This window comes from Streptococcus infantis (assembly GCF_047463175.1).
Lineage (GTDB): Bacteria > Bacillota > Bacilli > Lactobacillales > Streptococcaceae > Streptococcus > Streptococcus infantis_AC.
On record NZ_JASHEJ010000002.1, the window covers coordinates 1 to 26,509 of the forward strand.

Here is a 26,509-nt window from a genome sequence, read left to right on the forward strand (position 1 = left end):
AGTATTCAACTCCTGCTACTGATCCAGCTTTTTCTGTCAACACGTATTCGTGCTCGCCTGCTTCAGTGTATGAAAGTTTGAAGGCTACTTCGTTTGTTGCAACTTCAACACCCTCAACTTCTTTACCATTTGATGATGTTGCGATGACGTTTCCGCCTTCACTCAATTCAAACTCAAATTGTTCTTTAGCAAGTTCTTTACCAACTAATTCTTTAGTTGCTTTGATAACTGCTTCTGTTGGTGATACTTTATATTTGTTTGTAAACTTACGAGTTGAATCTGCTTCTTTAACAGTTGCAACTAGTTTGCCTTCGCCGTTATCTGCTACTGAGACATGGATTGTGTGGCTTTCAGTTGAGTATTCAACTCCTGCTACTGATCCAGCTTTTTCTGTCAACACGTATTCGTGCTCGCCTGCTTCAGTGTATGAAAGTTTGAAGGCTACTTCGTTTGTTGCAACTTCAACACCCTCAACTTCTTTACCGTTTGATGATGTTGCAATGACGTTACCACCTTCGCTCAATTCAAACTCAAATTGTTCTTTAGCAAGTTCTTTACCAACTAATTCTTTAGTTGCTTTGATAACAGCTTCTGCTGGAGTTGCTTTATATGTGTTTGTAAACTTACGAGCTGCATCAGCTTCTTTTACAGTTGCAACGAGTTTACCTTCGCCGTTGTCTACCACTGAGACATGGATTGTGTAACTTTCAGTTGAGTATGTAACTCCTTCTTCTGAACCAGCTTTTTCTGTAATTGTATATTCGTGGTCTCCAGCTTCAGTATAGAGAACTGAGAAGACTACTTCATTTGTTGCTGCTTCAACACCATTAACTGTCTTACCGTTTGATGATGTTGCAATGACTTTTCCACCTTCGCTCAATTCAAACTCAAATTGTTCTTTAGCAAGTTCTTTACCAACTAATTCTTTAGTTGCTTTGAATGTAGCACGAGCAGGTGATGGCTCATATGTATTTGTCAAAGTAGGTGTTTGAGTTGTAACCTCAGCTTTAAGTGTTCCACCTTCAGCTTTGACAACAACTGTTACTTCGTATGAGTTTTCATCAAATGTGATACCAGGAACTTTTGTTTCAGTATTTTCTTTGATGACATAGTTGTAGGTACCAGGACCTTTAGCTTTCAAACCTTCAAATGTGATGCTTCCATCTGCTTTGTTTGTTGTTGAAGCAATTGGAGTAGTCAAGTTGTTTGCATTGTACAAATCAAACTTGAACTCACCATCTTTCAAGGCTACTGGACGATTTCCAGCAATTACTTTCTTAGCAGTAATTGAGAAATCTGCTGCGATTGGTTCGTCTTGAAGGTTAATCTTAGAACCTTCGGCTCCAAGAACTACCTTATATTCTTTTTCATCAAGAGTATATCCAGCAGGAGCTGTCTTTTCTTTGATGATGAATGTCTTACCGACATATTTCTGATCAAACTCATCAGAGATTGCCACACCTTTTTCATTTGTAGTCAATTCTGTAGAGATAGTTCCATCTTCTGACTTAACTGTGTAAACCGCACCTGCAACTGGAACCAATGTGAAGGCATTTGTCTTGTTGATCTTAATCTTGAAGGCTGTAGAAGCTTCGATTTGTCCTTTTACAAGAGATACACGTTCAGCTTTAAAATCTAAGTTTGTACGATTACTACGTTGAGTAAGTGCAGTTCCATCTGCTGTAGTCAACTGGATAACGTTTTGAACTTTTCTACCGTCACCTGGTGTTGTGGTGTGGTATTCTACCCAATACGATTTAGATCCATCTGCAAAGATAAGATTGAACTGAGTATAGTTCTCATTCCAAGCTACAGTATAGTCAGTACCTTCTACCATCTTCTTAGCATCAGACGGAACTTGAGAAGTACCATCGTTCAATGTAGCAGAAGAATAAACTACCAATGACTCTGGGATATATTGGATAGGAGCAAATTCAGATGTATTTGGAAGGAAGTCATTCAAAACTAAGTTTTTACCATAGTCTTGTTTTCCTGTGTTAACACGGATTCTCCATGGAGAGTAAACGTCTCCTTTACCTACTGAACCGATAGCTGCTAACTTTGCTGAAGTCCATTCTTTACTTACTACGTCGTTACCGACCTTAGCATAGTTTTCGAAACCTTCTTGTTTGCTGTCAACTGTCTTAGAAGTAAAGCTATGTGTGATTGTTTTACCAACACCCTTGTTTTCGAAAGTGATTGGTGTTGCTGTTTGGTCACTCTTGAACAAGAAAGTAATTGCATAATTTCCTTTCACACCTTTAACGATATCTCCACCTGTTTTAGCTTGGAACTCATCAAGGTTCTTCAAAGTAACACGTGCCTTACCACCTTGGTTATCACCGTTAGCAGTAACAACTACTGTACCGATATTTACTTTTGTTTCCTTATCGTACAATTCAGTTGTTCCATTATAGACAGTTACTGGTGTAGGAATATCTACATCAAAGTAATCGCCATTGGTCAATTTCCCATCATATTGCTTGAGGTCAAATTGAACAAAGAACTGATTTGAACGATTGGTAATAATCTGATAAGTACCATCTGCATTTGGTTCCAATTTGGAATCCGACATGTTGAGGACACTTATATCAGTTACTACACCCGTTAATTCTTTCCCATCTGCATAAGCGACATTAGTCGACAAGAACAATGTGCTTAAGAAGGTCAGAACTGATACAAAAAATATTAATAACGGCTTTTTCTTTATCTTTTTCACCATTAAATATTTCCTTCTTTCCCTATTTTTTTAAAATATATTGAATTATTAAATAATCCAAAATTATAGTACTATATTTAAATTTAAAAGTCAATAAATTCAGGCGTTAAAAGCCTATTATTTAGTATATTTTCAATTATTTTTTTAATTTCCAATCCTTTTATAATATTCTATTGTTTAACGTACATTTTTTGTAAAATTATCCACTAGAAATCTATGGAGTCAGACAAATTTAATATATTCAAAATAAAAAGCCATCCAAATGAATTTTGAATAGCTTCCCTCTATAGTATAGTATAGTATAAATATTATTGATTCAATAGACTTAGCGCTTCTGCATCCGCAATAATGGTTACATCTGGATGATTTTGTAAGCTACTTGCTGGTAGATTTTCAGTCACTGGACCTTGAACAGTTCCTGCAATAGCTTCTGCTTTTGAAGGACCATAAGCAAATAGAAGAATAGACTTAGCATCTAAGATATTTTTGATTCCCATTGAGATAGCTTGTGTTGGGACGTCTTCGATTTTTTCAAAGAAACGAGCATTAGCTTCAATCGTAGACTGATCAAGATCTACAAGGTGTGTTTGGCTGTCAAAGGAAGTTCCTGGTTCGTTAAATCCGATATGACCGTTTCGACCAATTCCCAAAATTTGCAAATCGACTGGATGATCTGCAAGAATTTGGTTATAGCGTTCTACTTCTTCTGCTTTGTCTTTGACACCACGCGGTAAAAAGCTTTCTTTGAATGGCTTTTTATTGAAAAGATTTTCTTGCATAAAGTAACGATAAGATTGAGGATTCTCTCCATCAAGTCCTACATATTCGTCCAAGTTCACACTAGTAAGATTTGAAAAATCAAGATCACTCTTAACGATTTCTGCGTAAAATTCAAGCGGGCTGCTACCTGTCGCAAGCCCTAATGTTTTAGCACCGTTTGCTAGCTTTTCTTTTAAAATATCAAAAGCTACTTTTCCACCTTCTTCAGGATTTTTCACTTGAATAACTTTCATAATTGTTCCTCCATATTTCTTTATTTTATTATATGGTATAGACCAATTTTTGTCAAGTGTAAACGGTTTTATTTTTTTTAATTTTTATAGGTGAAACTTGATAAAAAGAGAAGACTGAATTAGTCTTCTCTTTTCAAAAGATTCTTAGAATAAATTAATCTTCTTTTTTCTTTCTTGACAAAGCATAACCGGCAGTAGCTAAACCAATAAGTGCTGAATAAGTCATGAATGATTGTTCAACTGAACCAGTATTTGGCAATAATTTCTTAGATGATTTTGGTTTTGATTCTGGCTTAGGCTCTGGTTTTGATTCTGGCTTAGGCTCTGGTTTTGGCTCTGGTTTTGGTTCTGGCTTAGGCTCTGGTTTTGGTTCTGGCTTAGGCTCTGGTTTTGGTTCTGGCTTAGGTTGTGGTTTTTCATTTTCCTTGATAAGCACAACATTTTTATTCCATTCAACAACTGGTTTTTCTGTTTCTTTCTTAACAGGATCCTTCACCAACTCAGGTGCTTCTGGTTTAACCGGTTCACTTGGTAAGACAGGTACAGTTTTATATTCTGGTTCTGTCGGTGGAACTGGTTTTTCTTTAACAGTTGGTACTTCTGTCAATTCTGGTTTTTCAGGTTTAACTGGAGGTGTTGGTTCTGTTGGTTTAACTGGCTCTTCACCTGGATCTTGAGGGAAGCCAACGTTTGAGTTGATAGAGAACCAATAGAGAGTTGCTTCGCCTGTTGCGTTAGCACCTTTTGCTGTAAATTCAAGATGACCATCTTTCAAAATAACAGCAGCACCACCATAGTAAAGGTAAGGGCTCTTAGGATCATCCCAACCCTTAGTTTCACTTGAAGAGTCTGCATTAAATGTAGCACCTTGAGCCATGTATTGGTTTTGTTCTTTAGCAGATACTTCTTTTGTCGATGAATCTTGGTCTACACTTGAATTTGGAAGTTTAATAAACTCTTTGTCACCAATGTTTACAGACTCAACGTGAGGAGTATCTTGGTGTTTCATTTTTGGTGTGTATCTCAAAACACCTGATTTAGCGTCTACAGTGTAAGAACCGATAACGTCTGATTTATCACCGAATGTGTAATCTTCAGTACCAACTGAGTGACCATTTCCGCCACCAGATGCGTTCACTGTTGTAGCATCAACTGTTGTTGCTTCAGTTACTTTGAAGGCATCATCATCCCATGTTGCTTTTTGAGCAACAATTTTCAAAGGATTATCAGCATTGATATCAACTTCTGCACTACCGAAATCAGCTTTACCGCTTTTCACAACAACGTCTGCACCATCAAGTTTTGGTTCACTTCCATCTGAATATGGATCCCAAGTTCCACGAACTGTATTGCCTTCGCTATCTTTAGCTTCAACAACTAGAGGACGAGGTTTGTCATTTTCAACATAAGATGCACCATTCCAGTGGTTAAGTGAGTTAAGGGCAAGGATTGCATTGTGTTGTGACAAATCAATTAATTGGTCATTTTCATCGTAAAACTCAATGTCAACACCAACAGTTACTGGGTTTTCAGTATCTGTTGAGCTACCAATTGTCATTGTAACTGCTGGATCGTTGTAAATTTGAACGATTCCTTTTCCATCTGATGATGGAAGGCTCTTCACTTCGTATTTATAAACAACTTTTGCAATACCTTTTTCTTCGCTATCTTTTACAATTTTAGCTTGAGTAAGTCCTGTGTATGTAACATCAAATTTGTCTCCGACTTTTACAAGACCCCACTCGATTTCATTGTTGGCATATGGATTTGTAGTTGTCACATCAGAATCTTGAAGATTCTTTGTTTCATACATCTTAGTAGCTTTACCATCACCGTACATACGAGATTGACCTTCTTTTGTCAAGTAAGTTGTTAATCCAGTTGTTTGGTGTGTGATTTTAGTTGTTTCGCCATCAGCAAGTTCTTCAGAGAGGAATGTCAAATCTTGTTTGTATTTCTCAGGATTTCCACCACGCTCTGCAACCATCTTATTGAAGGCATCTTTAGCATCATCGTATTGTGCTTTTTTCTTGTTATAAATTTCGAGTTCAATCAAGTAAGCCGCTTGTGCTTCATCATAAGCAGCTTTTTTAGTCTTGTAGTCAGCTAATTTAGCTTCATACTCTGCTTGAGCTAATTTATTACTTTCAGTAGCTTCTTGATTTGCTGTTACAGATGCATTGTATGCTGCAAGTGCTGTGTTATATTCTTCAAGAGCTTTTTCATAAGCAACACGTGCTTCTTCATTACTCTGTTCTACTGCTGTTTTTTCTGCTGATTTTTCAGTCAATTCTTTTTTATAAGCAGTAAGTTTTTCGTTATAAGCTTCAAGCTCTTTATCGTAGTTTGCTTGTGCAGCAGCATTTTTAGCATCAACTTCAGCTTTTTCTTTTTCGTAAGCTTCTTGATTTGCTGCTACTTCAGCTTTATAATCAGCTACAGTTTTATGAATATCAGTAACTTGTTTTTCGTAATCTTTAGCAGCAGCTTCCTCTGAATCTTGCTTTTTAGTTTCAGTTTCTTTAACTTCAAGACCTTCATTTGTTGCAGCAGTTTTAGCTTCTTCCAACTTCTCTGGAACCGCAACTTCTTTTGTTTCTTCTCCAGCTACTGTTGTAGTTGAAGCAACAGGTGTAGTTGCTGATGAAGTTTCATCGGCTGATACAGTGGCAATACCCGCAGCAGCAATCACTGTTGCGACTGCGACAGAACCAAAAGCAACTGAGGTTTTTCTCAAGGCATACTTGATTGTTTTATTATTCTTTAACGATGACATGACAAACTCCTTTTTTAAATTAAAAAAATTTTCTTTAGAAAAAAATCTTATTTTATAAAATTCATATTAAGTTTATCAAAAAAAATATATAAATACAATTAATTTCCGTATAGTTTCTGAATATTTTCAATTTATTTCCAAAACATAAAATTGAACTACAAATATTTAAGATTCAACCTTATTAAGATTGCCCTATAGATTCAAAAAAACTTATTTCCCATTCATAACTTAGAGTTTTGAAAGTCCTTCACGAAGTTACTAAATTTATTAACAACCTATCTTAAACAGGTAATCAATCTTCTCAATGAGCAATTATAGAATTTTCTTTGCTTCTTAGTTTTGTAATCCTAGTCAGTTCTAAAAGGCAACAAGACTAGTGTATTTTAGAGAAAGAAACTAGTTTTTTTACAAAGTAACAAAGAGGCCCCACTCTTCCGAGTAAAGCCTCTTCATTTTAGAGCTAAAATTGTTATTTCAACATCAAAATTTTGATGTTATCTCAATCTTAGTCTTCACGTTTTTTACGTTTTGCAACCAAACCTAGACCTACGAGACCAAGCGCAGCACCAAGTGCAACAACTCCAGATTTAGATTGTTCACCAGTATTTGGCAATTCAGGACCTTTAGGTTTTTCTGATGTTGACGGTGTTACCGGTGTTGGCGGTGTTGGTGGTGTTGGTGGTGTTGGCGGTGTTGGCGGTGTTGGCGGTGTTGGCGGTGTTGGCGGTGTTGGCGGTGTTGGCGGTGTTGGCGGTGTTGGCGGTGTTGGCGGTGTTGGCGGTGTTGGCGGTGTTGGCGGTGTTGGCGGTGTCACCTTGTTGTTAAACTCAGTGTCTTCCGGCATTTGTGAAGTAAGGGTCAACACTTTACCATCCTTAGTTACAGTAACTCCAACAGTCGCTACCATCTTATCGTACTCAACTCCAGCCTCTGTACCTTTCACTTCTTCTACATAATAGATATGAGTGCCTTCTTGACCACGTTTGAACTCAAGAGCTGAGAACTTGATCTTACCTTCAGCATCGTTGCTTACGGTTTCAATCACGTTGCCATCTTTGTCTTTCAATACGAAGCTGAATTCACCAGCTTTCAACGCACGACCTTCCAATTTCTTCGTGAAGTTGAATTCAACTTTTACTGGGATATTAACAACACGTTTTTCAGTTGGTTTTTCTGGTTTTTCAACTGATTTCTTAGTTGGATCGTATTGGTGAACGATTTGAGAAGCTGTATTTTCAATATCTACACCTTCCTTAGCAGTGTCCTTGATACGTGCAAGAATATCAAACTTATAGTAACGACCAAACGCTAGCTTAGTAGTATCAATTACTTGTGTATCTTCCGCATCTCCAAGAGACTTAGTCAAGTCAGCCTTAGATGTAGCAGTAATGACACCATCCATAATTGAGATATCAAACTTAGCTGTTACATCTTCACCAGTTACTGAATCATAAGCTTTAATTTCAGATACATTAACATCCAAGTTTTCGCTGTCATATTTATCTGTAATTCCTACAGATTGAATATTGTGAGCTTCTGTAAATTTAGTTGTATCCAACCATACTTGGTAAACAACCTTATCACCTTTATGGAGTGTTTGAGTATTGATATTTTGTGCTTCGTTGTTATCAACTTTATCCGCATATGGATCTTTGTTGGTATCAGCTACTTTATCAGTCAACTCTTTATCATCATCCAGAAGTTTAGTTCCAGTAATATCAAATTTCTCTTCATTAAGAATATATTTCTCTGGATTGAACTCAGGAGTTTCTGGAGGAGTTACACGGTTGTTAAATTCTTTATCCGCAATGTCGCCTACAGTCGCGATCAGAATTTTAGCTGTTCCATCGTGTTTCACTGTGACTGTTACATTCGCTTTCATTGTGTCGTATGTAACGGTTGCGTCGCTTCCTTTAACCTCTTCTACTGTGTAGTTGTGTACACCTTCTTGGTCTTTCTTGAACTCAAGTTTAGAGAACTTAACATTACCTGATGCATCGTTGCTTACAGTTTCAAGAGTCTTACCTTCTGAATCTTTAAGAACGAAGCTGAATTCGTTAGCTTTAAGCTCACGGCCTTCCAAACGTTTCGTGAAGTTGAATTCTACTTCAACTGGAACGTTGTTGACACGTTTTTCAGTTGGTTTTTCTGGTTTCTCAACTTTCTTAGTAGTTGGGTTGTAGTAGTTGACTACTTGAGCCGCAGTATTTTCGATATCTACACCACCAGGTACATCAGCTTTCACTGTTGTTGGGATGTCGAACTTGTAGTAACGTCCAAATGCGAATTTAGTTGTATCGATGACTTGAGTGTTATCTGCATCGCCAAGTGACTTCGTGAAGCCATCTTTAAGGGTTGCAGTGATCACACCGTTGTTCACAGTAATATCGAATTTCTCTGTTACATCTGCACCACTTACTGAATCATAGGCTTTAATCTTAGTAGCGTCAAGATTCAACTTAGTTTCATCGTAGTCATCTGAGATTCCTACTGATTGGATGTTGTCCTTGTTAGCTGCGTCGAATTTAGTTGTATCCAACCATACTTGGTAAACCAATTTATCGCCACGTTTCACAGTCTTCGTATTCAAGTTTTGAGCTTCGTTGTTTGATGCATCGTCAGCGTATGGGTTCGCTTTAGTATCTGCGTACTTGTCTGCCAACTCTTTATCATCATCAACGAGCTTGTCGCCTGTGATATCGAATTTCTCTTCAGAAACAACGTATTTCTCTGGTTGGAACTTAGGTTCTTTTGGAGGAGTTACTGTATTGTTGAATTCTTTATCAACAGCATCTGTTACATTCGCTACGATTGCTTTAGCTGTACCATCATGAGATACAACAACTTTCACAGTAGCAACCATTGTGTCGTATTTAACAGATGAATCTGTACCAGGAGTTTCTTCAACTGTATAGTTATATGTCTTACCTAAATCATCTTTACCAAACTCAAGAGTCTTGAAGGTAATCTTACCAGTCGCATCGTTCTTAACCGTTTCGACAATATCGCCGTCTTTCTTAAGAACAAAGCTGAATTCACCTTCTGCTAAATCACGACCTTCCAGTTTCTTAGTAAATTTAAGATCAAGTGGAACTGGAACATTGTTCACACGTTTTTGAGTTGGTTTTTCTGGTTTCTCAACTTTCTTAGTTGTTGGATTATAGTAGTTCACCACTTGAGCAGCAGTATTTTCAATATCTGCACCAGCAGCTACATCCTCTTTAACTGTTGTTGGAATGTCAAATTTGTAGTAACGCCCAAATTCGAATTTAGTTGTGTCAATAATTTGAGTATTTTCTGCATCCCCCAATGACTTAGTGTTACCAGCTTTGAGAGTTGCTGTAATAACTCCATTATTAACAGCAATATCAAATTTATCTGTTACTTCAGCTCCTGTTACAGAATCGTAGGCTTTGATATCAGCTTCATTCAGAGTTAATTTAGCTTCATCGTAGTTATCAGAAATTCCTACTGATTGAATATTATCTCTGTTATTAGCATCAAATTGAGTTGTATCTAACCATACTTGGTAAACCAATTTAGAACCACGTTTAACAGTCTTAGTATTTAAGTTTTCTGCTTCATTGTTGTTATCTTTATCAACATATGGATCAGTATTTGTTTCTGTATACTTGTTTGTTAATTCTTTATCGTCATCAAGTAGTTTGTCACCAGTAATATCGTATTTCTCTGCAGCGACAACATATTTTTCTGGCTGGAACTTAGGCTCTTCAGGTGGTGTTACAGTGTTGTTGAACTCTTTGTCAGCTGGATTATTCACAGTTGCAATTAGAGCTTTAGCTGTACCATCATGTGATACTGTCACGGTCACTTCTGCTTTCATAGTATCATATGTTACAGTAGCGTCTGTTCCTACAACTTCCTCAACAGTGTAGTTATATACACCTTCTTCACCCTTCTTGTATTCTAGGGCTGAGAATTTAACATTTCCAGTTGCGTCGTTCTTAACTGTTTCAACTTCATTATCTTTTGAATCTTTCAGAACAAAGCTAAATTCGTTGGCTTGCAGTTCACGACCTTCTAGTTTCTTAGTGAAATTAAATTCTACTGAAATTGGTACACTGTTCACACGTTTTTCAGTTGGTTTAGACGGTTTTTCAACTTTCTTGGTAACTGGATTATAGTAGTTGACTACTTGTGTCGCAGTATTTTCAATATCTACTCCACCATCAACATCATTTTTGACTACTGCTGGGATATCGAACTTATAGTAACGTCCAAACTCAAATTTAGCTGTATCGATAATTTGAGTATTTTCAGCATCACCAAGTGACTTAGTATTGCCAGCTTTAAGCGTCGCTGTCATTACTCCATTTTCAACTGTAATATCAAATTTATTTGTTACATCATCACCTGATACTGAATCGTAGGCTTTGATCTTAGTACCATCAACACCAACCTTAGTTTCATCGAAATCATCTGTAATTCCAACTGACTGTATCTTTTCCTTGTTATCAGTTGTGAATTTTGTAGTATCCAACCAAACTTGGTAGACTAGTTTATCTCCACGTTTAACAGTCTTGGTATTGATGTTTTGTGCTTCGTTGTTTGATGCATCGTCCGCATATGGGTTCGCATTGGTATCTGAGACCTTGTCTGTCAACTCTTTATCGTCGTCAACGAGCTTATCGCCTGTGATATCGAATTTCTCTTCAGAAACAACGTATTTCTCTGGTTGGAACTTAGGTTCAGTTGGTGGTGTAACTGTATTATTGAATTCTTTATCAGCTGGTTCAGTTACATTTGCGATTAAAGCTTTTGCAGTACCATCATGTGAAACAGTAACTTTAACTTCAGCCTTCATCGTATCGTAAGTAATAGTTGCATCTGCTCCTGCTACTTCTTCAACAGTGTATTTATGTTCACCAACTTGGCTCTTTTCAAATTTAAGAGCTTTGAATTTTACTTTACCATCTGCATCGTTCTTGACAGTTTCAACTTCTTTCCCTTTTGAATCTTTCAGAACAAAGCTGAATTCACTGGCTTGCAGTTCACGACCTTCTAGTTTCTTAGTGAAGTTAAATTCTACTTCGATAGGAACACTGTTCACACGTTTTTGAGTAGGTTTTTCTGGTTTCTCTACAGATTTGCTTACTGGATTGTAAACATGAACGATTTGGTTGGCTTTGTTTTCGATGTCTACTCCACCTGGAACTGAATCTTTAACTGTTGCTGGGATATCAAATTTATAGTAGCGACCAAATGCAAATTTAGTTGTATCGATAACTTGTGTATTATCTACATCACCTAATGATTTGTTTACAGAAGTCTTAGATGTTGCTGTAATAACACCATTTTCAACCTTAATATCAAACTTATCAGTGACTTCATTACCAGTTTCACTATCGTAAGCCTTGATTTCACTAGAGTTAACCGATAATTTATCAGCATCATAGGTATCAGAGATTCCAACCGATTGGATATTGTTTCTATCAGTGAAATTCTTAGTATCTAACCATACTTGGTAAACTAATTTTTCACCGCGTTCAACAACCTTCGTATTGATGTTTTCTGCTTCGTTGTTAGTAGTTTTGTCAGCATAAGGGTCAGCATTTGTATCTGCGTACTCGTCTGTCAACTCATGATCATCGTCAACGAGTTTTGTACCAGTGATGTCAAATTTTTCTTTGTTAAGAACGAATTTTTCTGGTTGGAATACAGGTGTTTCTGGAGGAGTTATTTTATTGTTAAACTCTTTATCTTCCATTCCATCTGTTGATTCTCCATTCTCATTCACACCACCTGCTGAGCTGAAATTTGTTACAGTTGTTAAGGCATGTCCATTTTTAGCAACTTCCACAGTAAGCGTTGCTTTCATAGTGTCATACGTCATACCTACTTCTTTAGTTGCAGGGATTACTTCTTCTACTGTATACGTGTGAGTTCCAACTTTAGAGTTGTCAAATGATAATTCTGTAAATGTTACAGTCCCGTCTGCTTTGTTAGTTACTGTTTCAACTTCTTGACCGTTTGCATCTTTAAGAACGAATTTGAATTCGCCGTCTTTAAGCTCACGTCCAGCTAATTTCTTAGTGAAGTCGAATTTAGTTTTAACTGGTGCTACAACATAGTTGTTGAAGATTTTATCATCAGCACTTGACTTGAATCCACCTTCAGCACTGTATTTAACTGCAGCTTGTAAATCACCTTGAGCATTCTCCGTAACAGTAACATTCATAGTAACTGTCATTGCATCATAATCAACATTTGCATCTGAACCTGGTGTTTCAGTGATGGTGTAAGTGTAAGTACCCGCTTTGTTAAATGTTAATTTGCTGAATGTAGCTTTACCGTCTGCTTTGTTAGTTACAGTTTCTTCATAAGCTTGGATCGATTTATTTGGTTGAACTTCTTTTAGTTTGAATGTAAACTCACCATTTGCTAATACACGTCCTTCAAGTTGTTTTTCAACTTCTGGAGTTACCTCAACTGGTTCTTGTTTAACATAGTAGTAAATAGGTTGTTTATACGGTGTCAAAGTGTTAAGCAAGTCAACGTTTGTACCGATACCACCAACTCCACGTTCTAATTGTGCGTTAGCTGAATGGTGTCCAATTCCATCTCCCAAGAATGGTACGAATACCGTTTTCTTAGGTGTATATCCTGCTGAACTTTGGAAATCGAATGCAACTTCTTTACCATTTGGATATTGAGTCTGCGCTCCTGTTTTTGGATCTGTTACAGTATGTGCAATCGTATTAAGAGGTGATTTTTTAACAACTAGTTCTTGCGTATTAGCTTCCCCTGGTTTAATTGGTTTAGTTTCAGCAAGCAACATATAGCCATCAGTACTTAATGAACCATCAGAACGCTTGCTTTGTTGTCTTGGATCTAATAAGTAAACACGAATAACTACTGAACCGTCTTCTCCAACAACTTCTTTGATACGTTTGATACCGTATCGGTCCGCATCCATGAATTTAGAACCGATAGTATAAGGACGATTTACAAAGCCTGATTGATCATTTGCATTAGCTGTTTGGTACAATTTATATCCATCAAATTGGCGCTCACCAGATGCTGTGAATCTTTGTCCTTCTTCAGCTTTAAGTGTATATCTAGCTAAGTCTACTTCATTACCATTTTCTTTATAATCTTGAACAGTTTTATCCGTTTTATTAGCGTTGAAAGTAGGGTTATTTTTATCAACTACTTTATAGTAAGTTGTTTTATTAATTGTTTCTGGTATTTTAGCGTTTGAATCAGTAATTGTACGGCCATTGTAAGCTGGTTCAACAACGTTTAGAACATCTGTTGTAGTACGAGCATTATAAACCGCAGTATAAAGTGTTTGCTCTGCTGGCGTAAGTTTGTGTCCAGCAGCAACTAAATCTGTTATACTCTTTCCAACTTCATAACCATTTTGAATAAATGGTTGAGTAGTTTTACCTTTTTCAGCAGTACCTGCTTTATAATCCACTTGGAAGGTTAATTGACTATTAGACGCAGCTGTGGTAGTAGTGAATTTTTGAACACCACTAGAGGCAGTAATTGTTCTTGTTTCAACCACAGCACCAGTCGTTTTATCGATTAAATCAACATTTGTATCTGTAGATTCATCAAATCTCTTATAAGCACGAGCATAGTATTTTGTACCATAACGTTCATTGAATTTAGTTAAATCCCAGATAGCGTATGTATACCAATCTCCTTCTTTAGCAGAATAACCAGCTGGTACCGTTTGAGATCTTACAGTTGCACCGTTAGCATCTTTAATTTCTGGAGTTACTTTTTCCCCATCTTTTAAGTAAGTACTTACGGCTACTGGGTTAGAGTTATGGTCCCCAGCTACAGCTTCGTTAGTAGTAGCACGACGACTACGTACTTTTGGTTTGTTTGATTCGTCTGTAGCTGGTTTTACTTCAGTTGTTGCCGGTTTTGCTTCTTCTGCTTTTTCCTCTTTTTTTGTCTCTCCTTCAGCAACTTCTGGTTTAGCAGCTTCTTCTGTAGCAGGTTTTACTTCAGTTGCTACTGGTTTTACTTCTTCTGCTTTTTCTGAAGACACTGGTTCAGATTTAGCTTCTTCTGTTTTAGCCTCAGAAGCTGCTTTTCCTTCTTCAACCTTGTTTGTCTTAGCAAGTTCACTTGTTGCAACATTTTCTACAACATTCTGTTCCTTTTTAGAGGAATCCTCGCTACTATCCTTTTTCACCAACTCTGTTTTTTCTTCAGAACTTGGTTGTGCAGGAATTTCTGAAGCTTTTACTCCACCACCATTTGCCATTAGAAAGCTTAGAGTGGTTCCTAAAAATACCGATGCAACACCAACTTTATATTTACGTAAAGAAAAGCGTTGTTGTTCCTTTCTTATCATCTTGATAAGTTCTCCTTTATAAATCTTTTATTTTACTAGGAGTCAGAATTTTATAATTTTTGTACCTTTTATACAGAAATTATATTCTGGCTTTAGCTCCTTTATCATATCATAAGTTTAAGATAAGTTCAAAGAATTATATGTCCTTGAAAACGTTTACTTTGGAATAGTTTTCATTACCTGAGATCTAAATTTTTTATTATATTTTTTTTTATGCATGCTTGATATAATGCTAATTTTAACAGGATTTATTTGAATATGTTCTAATTTTTACTATATTTTTATTTTTGCTTTTTATATTTTCTAGATTATTTTTTTCTTGTGAAAATGGTAACAACATTTTCATAAAATAAAAAATGATTCCCTTACGAGAATCATTTTTTTATTTAGATGGCTTCTGTGACAAAACTTCTGCTTTCTAGTACTTTTAGCATGGCATCTGCTGTGTCTAGAGCTGTAAAGAGAGGAACTCCATGTTCAATTGCTGAACGTCTGATTTGTTCACCATCTTCATCAGCTGTCCGTTTGGTACCAACTGTATTGATGATAGCTTGAATTTTTCCTTTGCGGACGTAGCTTGGGATATCGTGTTCATCATCACCAATCTTTCCAACGAGTTGAGCCTGCAATCCATGACTTGCAAAGAACTCTGCAGTTCCTTCAGTAGCAAGGATTCCGTAGCCAATATTTTGGAAACGACGAGCCAAATCTAGTGCTTCTTCTTTTGCATCATCCGCGATGGTAAAGACAACATTACCAAAGGTTGGTAAGTGAAGATAAGAAGCTTCAAAGGCCTTGTAGAGAGCTTTTTCAAGAGTGGTATCAGAACCCATGACTTCCCCTGTTGACTTCATTTCAGGTCCAAGCAGGCTGTCTACCTTAGCTAGCTTGGTAAAGGAGAAGACTGGTGCCTTGATATGAACGCGAGTGCTTTCTGGGTAAAGTCCATCTTGGTAACCAAGCTCTTTGAGACTTTGACCGAGAATTAACTTAGTCGCTACTTGAGCCATAGGGATGTTGGTTACTTTAGAAAGGAATGGAACAGTACGACTGGCACGAGGGTTTACTTCAATGACGTATACTTTCTCATCCTTGATAACAAACTGAATGTTCATCATACCAAGACAGTTGAGGCCAATTGCAAGACGTTTGGTGTAGTCTGCAATAGTTTCTTGTACCTTTTGCGACAAGGTTTGAGGAGGATAAACAGCCATGGAGTCACCTGAGTGGACACCAGCGCGTTCGATATGCTCCATAATACCAGGGATGAGGACATTTTGTCCGTCTGAAATGGCATCGATTTCACACTCTTGTCCGACGATATAAGAGTCGACAAGAACTGGGTGGTCTGGACTAGCCTTAACAGCAGTTCGCATGTAAGATTGAAGATCATCTTCATTCTCAACGATTTCCATGGCACGTCCACCCAAGACATATGAAGGGCGAACGAGAACTGGGAAACCAATTTTACGTGCAGCAAGTACTGCTTCTTCTTCATTGGTTGCTGTTTGTCCAGGAGGTTGTGGAATATCCAAGTCTTTGAGGGCTTGTTCGAAGAGGTCACGGTCTTCCGCACGGTCCAAGTCCGCAACTTGAGTACCAAGGATAGTCACACCAGCTTTTGCTAATGGTTCAGCTAGGTTGATAGCTGTTTGACCACCAAATTGAACGATAACACCTTTTGGTTGCTCCAAATCGATGACATTCATCACATCTTCGAAAGTCAATGGTTCAAAGTAAAGTTTGTCTGAGACAGAGAAGTCTGTTGAAACTGTCTCCGGGTTTGAGTTCATAATGATGGCTTCGTAGCCAGCAGCCTGGATAGCTTTAACAGAGTGAACAGTTGCGTAGTCAAACTCTACCCCTTGACCGATACGGATTGGACCAGAACCTAGGACAAGTACAGATTCCTTATCAGACTTGATAGACTCATTTTCCCATCCATATGTTGAGTAGAAGTACGGAGTTTCTGATTCAAATTCTGCGGCACAAGTATCTACCATCTTGTAAACTGGGACAATCTTGTTTTCTAAACGAAGTTGGCGAACTTGATCAGCTGTAGTTCCCCAAAGTTCTGCGATTTTACGATCTGAGAAACCATTGAGTTTTGCTGTTTTCAAGACATCGACATCCTGAGGATGTGCGCCCAATTCTTGCTCAATCTCAAAGATATGCAAGAGTTTATCAAGGTAGAAAATATCAATCTTAGTCAAGTCAGCAATCTCTTCTGGTGTATAACCACGACGAATAGCTTCTGATACATAGAAGAGACGGTCATCTTGAGCCTTGACAACTTTTTCAATCAAGTCATCATCTGAAACATCTGCAAGCTCAGGCATTTCATTATGATGGACACCAATTTCTAGAGAGCGACAAGCTTTAAGGAGAGATTCCTCGATGTTCCGACCGATGGCCATAACTTCTCCAGTTGCCTTCATCTGGGTACCAAGACGACGTTCCCCTTTTTCAAACTTATCAAATGGGAAACGTGGAATCTTAGCCACCACATAGTCAAGGGCTGGTTCAAACATAGCATAAGTTGAACCTGTAACAGGGTTAATAACTTCATCCAAGGTCAACCCTACAGCAATCTTAGCAGCCAATTTAGCAATTGGATAACCTGTTGCCTTAGAGGCAAGAGCTGAAGAACGAGATACACGAGGATTTACTTCGATAACATAGTACTTGAAACTGTGTGGATCAAGCGCAAGCTGAACGTTACATCCGCCTTCAATCTTGAGAGCACGGATAATGCTCAAACTAGCATCACGAAGCATTTGGTTTTCATAGTCGGACATGGTTTGCGCAGGGGCAAATACGATAGAGTCCCCTGTGTGAATACCGACAGGGTCAAAGTTTTCCATGTTACAAACAACAAGGGCATTATCAGCTGAGTCACGCATGACCTCATACTCGATTTCCTTGAAACCTGCAATGGAACGTTCAATCAAACACTGGGTAACAGGTGACAGCTTCAAACCATTCTCAGCAATTTCACGCAATTCTTCCTCATTGGCACACATACCACCACCAGTACCACCTAGAGTAAAGGCTGGACGAACGATAACTGGGTAGCCAATAGTTGCTGCAAAGGCAACTGCTCCCTCAACTGTGTTGACAATTTCTGATTCTGGAATTGGTTGCTTGAGTTCCTCCATCAATTGTTTAAAGAGATCGCGGTCCTCTGCTTGGTCGATGGCAGACAGTTTAGTCCCGAGAAGTTCTACTCCAAGCTCATCCAAGATACCATTTTTAGACAATTCCATGGCCATATTAAGCCCTGTTTGCCCTCCAAGAGTTGGAAGCAAAGCATCTGGACGTTCCTTACGGAGAATACGAGTCACAAACTCAAGTGTAATCGGTTCGATGTAGACCTTGTCTGCAATCTCTTTATCTGTCATGATGGTTGCAGGATTTGAGTTAACCAAGACAACCTCATACCCCTCTTCTTTCAAAGACAAGCAGGCCTGGGTTCCAGCATAGTCAAACTCAGCAGCCTGACCAATAATAATCGGACCAGAACCAATCACCATAATTTTTTGAATATCAGTACGTTTAGGCATTTATAAGATATTAAGGGCGTCAAGCGGACAAAGCTAAAATAGGAGTTATGACGAAGAACTGCTAGTTCTAGAAATAACTATCTTTTTAGCACCGTCCGTAGCCCGTATTCAGTTCAGCAAATACGGACCACCCTTCTCCTTTCTATTCGGCAACTCTCTGATTGCCATTAAATAAGATACAAAGGACGATAAGAAAGCGACTGAATTTTAGGAAACCATAGAAGGATTTCTATCCTTGTTGGTTTATCTAAATTCCGAGCTTTCCGTCCGTGTTCAATTCCATAAATTCTCCGACGATTTCTCACTCGTCTTTAGTTTGTTTGTTTGAATGCTTCCATCATTTCAATGAATTCATCAAATAGATAACTTGCATCATGTGGTCCAGGAGCTGCGTCTGGGTGGAATTGTACAGAGAAACCTGGTAGATATCTGTGACGTACGCCTTCAACTGACTTGTCATTGATTTCTTCATGGGTGATGATTAAGTGCTCTGGTAAATCCTCACGGCTAACTGCATAACCATGATTTTGACTTGTGAAGTCCACGCGCCCAGTTGCAATTTCACGTACTGCGTGGTTGAAACCACGGTGACCAAACTTCATTTTATAGGTCTTAGCACCATTTGCCATCGCAAAGAGCTGATGCCCCATACAGATACCAAAGATTGGAATTTTCCCGAGAATACCACGGATCATCTCAAGAGCTTCTGGTACATCTTCTGGATTTCCAGGACCATTTGACAACATAACTCCGTCAGGGTTTAAATGCAAGATTTCCTCAGCCGTAGTTGTGTATGGAACTACAGTCACGTTACAATCACGTTTAGATAGCTCTCGTAAAATAGAGTGTTTAAGGCCGAAGTCTACTAAAACAACGCTCAAACCAACTCCTGGAGCCGGATAAGCAGTCTTTGTAGAAACTTGTCTGATATTATCAGTCGGTAAGACAGTTGCTTGAAGTTGATCTGCAATGTGATCCATACTATCGCCAACATGTGTAAGAGTCGCTCTCATGGTACCATGTTTACGAATAATCTTTGTAAGAGCTCGAGTGTCAATGCCTGAAATTCCAGGAATTTTCTTAGCCTTCAAGAATTCGTCCAGCGTCATTTGGTTTCGCCAGTTACTAGCTCTACGCGCCTCTTCGAAAACTACAACTCCCTTACAAGTAGGACTGATAGACTCGTAGTCATCACGGTTGATTCCATAATTTCCTACCAAAGGATAAGTGAAAGTTAAAATCTGTCCATTGTAGGACTGGTCAGTGATTGATTCTTGGTAACCTGTCATCCCTGTATTGAAGACAATTTCACCAGTCACATCGATATCTGCTCCAAAGCCTTTACCTTCAAAGATTGTTCCATCTTCTAATACTAGAAGTCTTTTTGTCATAATTCACCTCTCGTGGACGCTCTCAGGCGTCTTTTAACGTCTTGTGTTAGTTAATATTTCTACTTGCTAATACGGATTCTAAAATAGCCATTCTTACAAATACACCGTTGGTCATCTGCTGAACAATACGTGATTTTGGTGCTTCAACAAGATGATCGGCAATTTCCACATCCCGATTCACAGGAGCCGGATGCATAATGATTGCTTCTTCTTTTAAGCGATTATAGCGTTCTTGGTTCAAGCCATGTTGAGCATGATACTCTTCTTTTGAGAAGACTGCTCCACTTTCGTGGCGTTCATGTTGAACTCGAAGCAACATCAGAACATCCACCTGGTCAACAATCTCGTCAATAGTTACAAACTGACCATAATCTGCAAACTCTTGACTTCTCCATTCCTCAGGTCCTGCAAAGTAAAGTTCAGCACCTAAACGTTTCAAAATCTGCATATTGGACTTGGCAACACGTGAATGGTCCAAGTCACCAGCAATGGCAACCTTGAGCCCTTCAAAACGGCCAAATTCTTCGTAAATTGTCATCAAATCAAGCAGACTCTGACTAGGATGTTGCCCTGAGCCATCACCACCATTGATAATCGATGTCGTAATGGTTGGGCTCGCAATCAATTCCCTGTAGTAATCAACCTCTGGGTGCCGAATAACACAGACATCTACACCAAGAGCAGACAAGGTAAGGATTGTATCATAGAGTGTCTCACCCTTGTTTACAGAGCTTGTATTCACATCAAAGTCAAGTCGTTCCAATCCCAGTTTAATCTCTGCAACTTCGAAGGATTTATGCGTTCTTGTCGAATTTTCAAAGAAAAGGTTGGAAACAATGGGATGGTCTTCATAAGGTAACTGAGCTCCATTTTTAAACTCAATCCCTCGTTTAATCAATTTCATAACCTGATCTACAGTGAGATCTTCCATGGACACCACATGTTTAAGTGCTTGTTGATTTTCTGACATGGCTACTCCTTTAGCTTTTAAGCTTCTTCAGTAATCAAAACTCTATCTTGGCCATCAAGTTCTGTCATCTCAACGATGATTTCTTCAGAACGACTAGTTGGAATATTTTTCCCAACGTAATCTGGACGAATTGGCAATTCTCTGTGTCCACGGTCAACTAATACCGCTAGACTCACACGGGCAGGACGACCATGGCCGACAATGTTATCGATAGCAGCACGAATTGTACGACCTGTGTAAAGAACATCATCCACCAAGATAACTTCGCGGTCTGTCACATCAACAGAAATCAAGGAAGTATCTTCACCACTTTTGACATCGTCACGGTAAGGTTTGGTATCTAATTCTACAACGGGAACAGAGATGTTTTCCAATTGTTCCAAGCGCTCTTGGATGCGGTGGGCGATAAAGACACCACGTGTTTTAATTCCCGCTAAAATGATTTTGTTCAAATCTTTGTTGCGTTCGATAATTTCATAAGTGATACGCGTAATTGCTCGCTTGACGGTTAATTCGTCTACAACTTCTTTTGTCTTCATGACAAACCTCCAAAAAGAAAAGTCTCCTTAGACAAGGAGACTTGAGAATGTATCATTAAGCAAGCCATACTGGAAACAGCATAGACTTACCCTTCTACTTTATCGAGCTCCTTGCCTGCCTCACGGGACAGGTTTAAAGGAATATTTTATTGTTCTTACTATAACACAAAGCCCAGTTCAAAGCAAGTAAAAACATTCAACATTTGACCTTATGATGAACTAAAATCATACAATTGTGGATAGTGTTCGCATTCTGGATTTTTCGGATGACAGATAGCACGACCAAAGTAAATCATGGCTTGATGCGCTGCCAACCACTTTTCTGGTGGTAAGACATCCATGACACGTTTTTCAACTTCAAGTGGAGTTGCTGATTTTTTAACAATATCATGGTGTTTGCAAATGCGCTCCACATGGGTATCAACCGCAAAAGCTGGAATTCCAAAGCCCACACTCATGACTACATTGGCTGTCTTGCGCCCAACTCCCGCCAAACTTTCTAATTCTTCTCTAGTCTGAGGAACTTGACCATCAAAATCTTCTAATAACTGTTGCGCACATTTTTTAAGGAATTTAGCCTTATTTCGATACAGACCTAAACGAGAAATATGTTTTGCAATTTCACTCTCACTTGCGTCCGCCATGGCTTGAGGCGTAGGGAAGGCTTCAAAAAGAGCTGGAGTCGCTTTGTTTACTGCCGCATCTGTCGTCTGAGCAGACAACATAACTGCAACTAAGAGTTCAAAATGATTGCGAAAATCTAGACTAGGTTTTGCATCTGGAAAAAGAGCTATGATTTCCTCAATGACATGACGGGCACGTTTCTTGGATAAAACCATCTATTCATCTCCATCAAACAGCCCTTGTAAACCTGCAAAAGGACTACTTTCTTCTTTTTTGACTGCTTGTTGAGCTTGATATTCTTCCTCAGTCATGATTTGCCAGTCATTTCCAGAAACAAATCCCTGACCTGCTTCTTCTTCTGCCGTTAAGACCTTGATTGGAATGTTTAGCAAGATATTATCCGAAACACTTTCAGCCAGGTCGATTTCACCATTTTCGATAGGTAAAACCAAGTCATCATCAAGAACTTCTTGATCCAGTTGATTGGTAGCACCTTCCATAAAGACTTCTGTCACTGGATAAGACTCTGCTAACTCAACAGGTTCCATACTACGACTAGAAGCAAGTACGATGGTATAAGACAGTTGATAATCTAGGAAAAACATACGGTCTTCATACTGAATCTTCCCAACTGCGACAATATCTTTTACGTCTAAAATTTCTTGGTTACGCTCACGTAAGTCAACTGACAAGTCTAGAGTTTGCTCAAAATACAAACCTTCAGGCTGCTTACGAACTTCTTGAATATTTAATTTCATACTTCCTCCATAAAGATTTACTCACTTGATTATACCATGAAAGGAGGTCAAGTAAAGCCTCTAAACTTTTAAAACATCTTTCTGTATTTTTTTGATATATTTATTATGAAAAATTCATTTTTTGTGCTATACTATAGGCATCAATACATGAGCAAAGGAGGACGCTCATATGGAAGACAAAGCTCTTTTAACAGAAGCCTATCAACTCGTTTCAAAATTAAACCAAACAATACAAAGCTGTAAACAGGGATTACCTGATGATCTACGCTTACAGCAAAATATAGACGAAATTCTCAGAGCACTTAAAAAAGCTGAGAAAGTAGACAATGCCGTCTTAATTGAACTGGAAACTTTTTACCAACGGACTAGCCTTTTGATTGGACTTGGTAGTCTAAAACTAAACGACCAGGCTCGCACTGCTTGGCGAAACTATGATAAGTTCCACTACGATCACGTTAAACATACGTTGACACTCTATGGACCTGTTTTTGGTCTTTAAAAATAGAGGATTTTCTGGCTTAATCTTGACAAATTTTCACAAAAAGAGTATGATGATTGCAACAATATTCGGAGGTAAGGGAGACATGAACAACTAAGTCTATCAAATAAAGAACCTTTATTTAGTAGATCTTGTTTCTGTCTCTTTTTTGTGTGCTCTTTTTCTGCTGGATTTTCAGCCCTTTTAAAAGAGTTTTTTTGACATAGACGATTAGCTCTACTAGGTAAAGTAGAGCTTTTTGTTATGCAATATGAACATTCTAGAAAGGGCAATAATATGATAAAAATCAATCATCTGACCATTACACAAAACAAAGATTTAAGAGACCTTGTTTCCGATTTAAACATTACCATCCAAGACGGAGAAAAGATCGCTATTATTGGTGAAGAAGGAAATGGCAAATCAACCTTACTTCGAACTTTAATGGGAGAAAGATTAGCTGATTTCACTATCAGGGGAGAAATCCAGTCTGACCTTCAGTCCCTGGCCTACATTCCTCAACATCTCCCTGAAAAACTGAAGAAAAAATCTCTACTGGACTACTTCTTTTTAGAATCTACTGATTTGGACTACAGCATTCTCTATCGCTTGGCTGAGGAATTGCATTTTGATAGCGACCGTTTTGCTAGCAACCAAGAAATTGGGAATCTCTCGGGGGGAGAAGCTTTGAAAATTCAGCTCATCCATGAGTTAGCAAAACCTTTTGAGATTCTATTTTTAGATGAACCTTCAAATGACCTAGACCTTGAGACGGTTAATTGGCTAAAAGGTCAGATTCAAAAGACCAGGCAAACCGTTATTTTCATTTCTCATGATGAAGATTTTCTCTCTCAAACAGCAGACACCATTATCCACTTGCGACTGATCAAGCATCGAAAGGAAGCTGAAACCCTAGTAGAGCATTTAGACTACGATAGCTATAGTGACCAGAGAAAGGCTAGTTTTGTCAGACAAAGCCAGCAAGCTGCTAACGACCAACGAGTCTATGAAAAAACCATGGAAAAGCATCGCCGAGTTAAGCAAAATGTAGAAACTGCACTTCGAGCTACCAAAGACAGTACTGCCGGTCGCCTATTAGCTAAAAAGATGAAAAATGTTCTTTCTCAAGAAAAACGTTACGAAAAAGCAGCTCAGTCCATGACCCAAAAGCCACTTGAAGAGGAACAAATCCAACTTTTCTTTTCAGATATAGAGCCATTAGCGGCTTCAAAAGTCTTAGTTCGACTAGAAAATGAGACTTTATCCATTGGCCAACGAATTCTGTCTCAAGGGCTACAATTAACTGTCCGTGGTCAAGATAAAATCGGCATCATCGGTCCCAATGGCGTTGGCAAATCCACTCTTTTAGCAAAGTTACATCAACTACTAAGCGGCAAAAGAGAGATTTCGCTTGGATTTATGCCACAAGATTACCAAGAAACACTGCAATTGGATCTATCCCCAGTAGAATTCCTCAGCCAAACTGGATACAAAGAGGAAATACAGAAAATCCAATCTCACTTAGCCAGTCTTAATTTCAGCTATCCAGAGATGCACCACCAAATCCACTCTTTATCTGGAGGTCAACAAGGTAAACTCCTTCTTTTGAATTTAGTTATGCGAAAACCAAATTTTCTCCTTCTGGATGAACCCACACGAAATTTTTCTCCAACTTCTCAACCAGAAATAAGAAAACTCTTTGCCAATTATTCTGGTGGTCTTGTTACTGTTTCGCATGATCGACGTTTCTTAAAAGAAGTTTGTACGAGTATCTATAGTCTGACAGATCATGGTTTAGAAGTAGTTGATTTACAAGACCTTTAACTTTTGGAAATAAAACATCCAGAGAAAACCTCTGGATGTTTTTTACATATGTTTCAAACGCTCAATTCGTTCTGAAATAGGTGGATGCGTATAAAATAGTTTTTTTAAAAAACCTGGTTTTTGAGGATCATTGATATAAAGCGCACTACTAGCATCATCCACATGGTGAGTCATTGGTTGACTATTTTCTAATTTTTGTAAAGCATTGATCATTCCTTGAGGATTACGAGTTAATTCTACGCTTGAAGCATCTGCTAGAAATTCTCGTTGACGAGAAATGGCTAACTGTACTAAAGTTGCTGCAAGAGGTGCCAGAACTATGGCTAAGAGAGAAATGACTAACATAATCACTTCAAGCCCTCCACTGTCACGGTCACTATTTCTTCTACTACGTGATGCTCCACCCCACCACATCATACGACTAGCCATACTCGATAAAAGGGTAATGGCACTGGCAAGAGCAACAGCAATGGTAGAGATTCGAATATCCAAGTTACGTATGTGACTAACTTCATGCCCAATTACAGCTTCTAACTCCTCACGATTCATGATATCTAACAGTCCTGAAGTTGCTGCTACAGCAGCATTTTGAGGATTCGAACCTGTGGCGAAAGCATTCAAACCCGGGTCATCAATTACATAAACTCGTGGCATAGGAATTTGCGCCACCATTGCCATATCCTCAACAACATGATAGAGAACAGGTTCTTCATTCCTATCAACTTCACGCGCACCATTCATACTCATGACAATCTCTGTAGATTGAAAAATCATGGTCAAGGCATAGATGAAACCGATAATCATGGCTACGGTCACGCCCCAGATACCTGAGTTCATGAAAAGATATCCAACCGCATAACCTACAATAGCTAACAAAAGAAAGAAAACAATTAATAAAACCCAAGTTTTACGTTTATTACTAGCGATTTGTTCGTACAGCATCTTAGTCACCTAAACCACTAAAATCAACTCTAGGAACAGCCTTTTCTTCTTCTGGAGTCTGAAGGAAATCCGCTGCCTTGAAGCCAAAGATAGCCGCAACAAGATTACTTGGGAAAGTTTCTAATTTAACATTGTAGTTGCTAACGACACTATTATAAAGTTGGCGAGAATATGATATTTTGTTTTCTGTGTTAGTCAATTCTTCTTGTAAGTGAGCAAAATTGCCGCTAGCCTTCAAATCAGGATAGTTCTCTGCAACCGCAAAGATACCAGATATCTGACGAGTCAGTGCATCACTAGCTTTCATGGCTTCTGCAGGTGTAGTTGCTGCAGCTACTTGTCTACGGAGTTCAGTCACCTTTTCAAGAGTAGAACTTTCGTATTTAGCATAACCTTTAACTGTTTCAATTAAGTTTGGTAAGAGATCATTTCGACGCTTCAACTGAACATCGATCTGGCTCCAAGCCTCCTTGGTCTGCATACGATTTTTCACCAAACTGTTATAGCTAACAATCACAAAAATAACAATCAGAGCCGAAACTCCAAGAATAATCCAAGTCATAATCTTATTCCTTTC

General features: G+C 38.4%; 14 protein-coding genes. 2 read left to right on the top strand and 12 right to left on the bottom strand.

Going from position 1 to position 26,509, the window contains the following annotated elements; genetic code table 11:
- The 10 genes from QM859_RS03885 to QM859_RS03930 form a co-directional block, all read right to left on the bottom strand.
- Nucleotides 1–2,722 (bottom strand): Spy0128 family protein (locus QM859_RS03885; RefSeq protein WP_414262192.1); only part of this gene is annotated, 2,722 nt, incomplete at its 3' end.
- A 305-nt stretch (nucleotides 2,723–3,027) separates the two neighbouring features.
- Nucleotides 3,028–3,732: a glucosamine-6-phosphate deaminase gene (locus QM859_RS03890; protein ID WP_414262193.1), complete on the bottom strand. Its 705-nt coding sequence runs from the start codon at nucleotides 3,730–3,732 to the stop codon at nucleotides 3,028–3,030.
- A 154-nt stretch (nucleotides 3,733–3,886) separates the two neighbouring features.
- On the bottom strand, nucleotides 3,887–6,508 hold the full coding sequence (locus QM859_RS03895) for a GbpC/Spa domain-containing protein (protein WP_414262194.1): 2,622 nt from the start codon (nucleotides 6,506–6,508) through the stop codon (nucleotides 3,887–3,889).
- A 505-nt stretch (nucleotides 6,509–7,013) separates the two neighbouring features.
- The gene (locus QM859_RS03900; RefSeq protein WP_414262195.1) at nucleotides 7,014–14,843 is read right to left on the bottom strand and encodes an SspB-related isopeptide-forming adhesin; all 7,830 of its coding nucleotides are present in this window, start codon (nucleotides 14,841–14,843) and stop codon (nucleotides 7,014–7,016) included.
- Nucleotides 14,844–15,229: 386 nt separating this feature from the next.
- Nucleotides 15,230–18,406, bottom strand: a complete 3,177-nt coding sequence (carB, locus tag QM859_RS03905; RefSeq protein ID WP_414262196.1) for a carbamoyl-phosphate synthase large subunit — start codon at nucleotides 18,404–18,406, stop codon at nucleotides 15,230–15,232.
- A gap of 311 nt (nucleotides 18,407–18,717) precedes the next feature.
- Nucleotides 18,718–19,797, bottom strand: coding sequence for a carbamoyl phosphate synthase small subunit (locus tag QM859_RS03910; RefSeq protein ID WP_414262197.1), 1,080 nt, complete (start codon nucleotides 19,795–19,797; stop codon nucleotides 18,718–18,720).
- A 46-nt stretch (nucleotides 19,798–19,843) separates the two neighbouring features.
- Nucleotides 19,844–20,767, bottom strand: coding sequence for an aspartate carbamoyltransferase catalytic subunit (locus QM859_RS03915; protein WP_414262198.1), 924 nt, complete (start codon nucleotides 20,765–20,767; stop codon nucleotides 19,844–19,846).
- A gap of 17 nt (nucleotides 20,768–20,784) precedes the next feature.
- On the bottom strand, nucleotides 20,785–21,306 hold the full coding sequence (gene pyrR, locus QM859_RS03920) for a bifunctional pyr operon transcriptional regulator/uracil phosphoribosyltransferase PyrR (RefSeq protein WP_004252509.1): 522 nt from the start codon (nucleotides 21,304–21,306) through the stop codon (nucleotides 20,785–20,787).
- Nucleotides 21,307–21,515: 209 nt separating this feature from the next.
- Nucleotides 21,516–22,145 carry an endonuclease III gene (gene nth, locus QM859_RS03925; RefSeq protein WP_414262199.1) on the bottom strand — a complete coding sequence of 210 codons (630 nt, stop codon included), beginning with the start codon at nucleotides 22,143–22,145 and terminating at the stop codon, nucleotides 21,516–21,518.
- Complete coding sequence (locus tag QM859_RS03930) at nucleotides 22,146–22,688, bottom strand: YceD family protein (protein WP_373114450.1); 543 nt, start codon at nucleotides 22,686–22,688, stop codon at nucleotides 22,146–22,148. It abuts the gene before it with no gap.
- Nucleotides 22,689–22,857: 169 nt separating this feature from the next.
- Between QM859_RS03930 and QM859_RS03935 the strand changes: the two genes are divergently transcribed.
- Both QM859_RS03935 and QM859_RS03940 read left to right on the top strand, forming a co-directional pair.
- Nucleotides 22,858–23,187, top strand: a complete 330-nt coding sequence (locus QM859_RS03935) for a helicase BlpT (RefSeq protein WP_414262200.1) — start codon at nucleotides 22,858–22,860, stop codon at nucleotides 23,185–23,187.
- A gap of 243 nt (nucleotides 23,188–23,430) precedes the next feature.
- A complete protein-coding gene (locus QM859_RS03940; RefSeq protein ID WP_414262201.1) occupies nucleotides 23,431–24,990 on the top strand; it encodes an ATP-binding cassette domain-containing protein in 1,560 nt (519 codons plus the stop codon).
- 42 nt (nucleotides 24,991–25,032) lie between these two features.
- Here QM859_RS03940 and htpX read toward each other — a convergent pair whose 3' ends face one another.
- The gene (gene htpX, locus QM859_RS03945) at nucleotides 25,033–25,932 is read right to left on the bottom strand and encodes a zinc metalloprotease HtpX (RefSeq protein WP_414262202.1); all 900 of its coding nucleotides are present in this window, start codon (nucleotides 25,930–25,932) and stop codon (nucleotides 25,033–25,035) included.
- A 1-nt stretch (nucleotide 25,933) separates the two neighbouring features.
- Nucleotides 25,934–26,494, bottom strand: coding sequence for a LemA family protein (locus QM859_RS03950; RefSeq protein WP_414262203.1), 561 nt, complete (start codon nucleotides 26,492–26,494; stop codon nucleotides 25,934–25,936).
- Between the last annotated feature and the right edge of the window lie 15 nt (nucleotides 26,495–26,509).

Excerpts from the sequence above, each read along its gene's own strand:
- QM859_RS03890 (WP_414262193.1), bottom strand. The coding sequence starts at position 3,732 with ATGAAAGTTATTCAAGTGAAAAATCCTGAAGAAGGTGGAAAAGTAGCT.
- QM859_RS03895 (WP_414262194.1), bottom strand. The coding sequence starts at position 6,508 with ATGTCATCGTTAAAGAATAATAAAACAATCAAGTATGCCTTGAGAAAA.
- QM859_RS03900 (WP_414262195.1), bottom strand. The coding sequence starts at position 14,843 with ATGATAAGAAAGGAACAACAACGCTTTTCTTTACGTAAATATAAAGTT.
- carB (WP_414262196.1), bottom strand. The coding sequence starts at position 18,406 with ATGCCTAAACGTACTGATATTCAAAAAATTATGGTGATTGGTTCTGGT.
- QM859_RS03910 (WP_414262197.1), bottom strand. The coding sequence starts at position 19,797 with ATGACAAAAAGACTTCTAGTATTAGAAGATGGAACAATCTTTGAAGGT.
- QM859_RS03915 (WP_414262198.1), bottom strand. The coding sequence starts at position 20,767 with ATGTCAGAAAATCAACAAGCACTTAAACATGTGGTGTCCATGGAAGAT.
- pyrR (WP_004252509.1), bottom strand. The coding sequence starts at position 21,306 with ATGAAGACAAAAGAAGTTGTAGACGAATTAACCGTCAAGCGAGCAATT.
- nth (WP_414262199.1), bottom strand. The coding sequence starts at position 22,145 with ATGGTTTTATCCAAGAAACGTGCCCGTCATGTCATTGAGGAAATCATA.
- QM859_RS03930 (WP_373114450.1), bottom strand. The coding sequence starts at position 22,688 with ATGAAATTAAATATTCAAGAAGTTCGTAAGCAGCCTGAAGGTTTGTAT.
- QM859_RS03935 (WP_414262200.1), top strand. The coding sequence starts at position 22,858 with ATGGAAGACAAAGCTCTTTTAACAGAAGCCTATCAACTCGTTTCAAAA.
- QM859_RS03940 (WP_414262201.1), top strand. The coding sequence starts at position 23,431 with ATGCAATATGAACATTCTAGAAAGGGCAATAATATGATAAAAATCAAT.
- htpX (WP_414262202.1), bottom strand. The coding sequence starts at position 25,932 with ATGCTGTACGAACAAATCGCTAGTAATAAACGTAAAACTTGGGTTTTA.
- QM859_RS03950 (WP_414262203.1), bottom strand. The coding sequence starts at position 26,494 with ATGACTTGGATTATTCTTGGAGTTTCGGCTCTGATTGTTATTTTTGTG.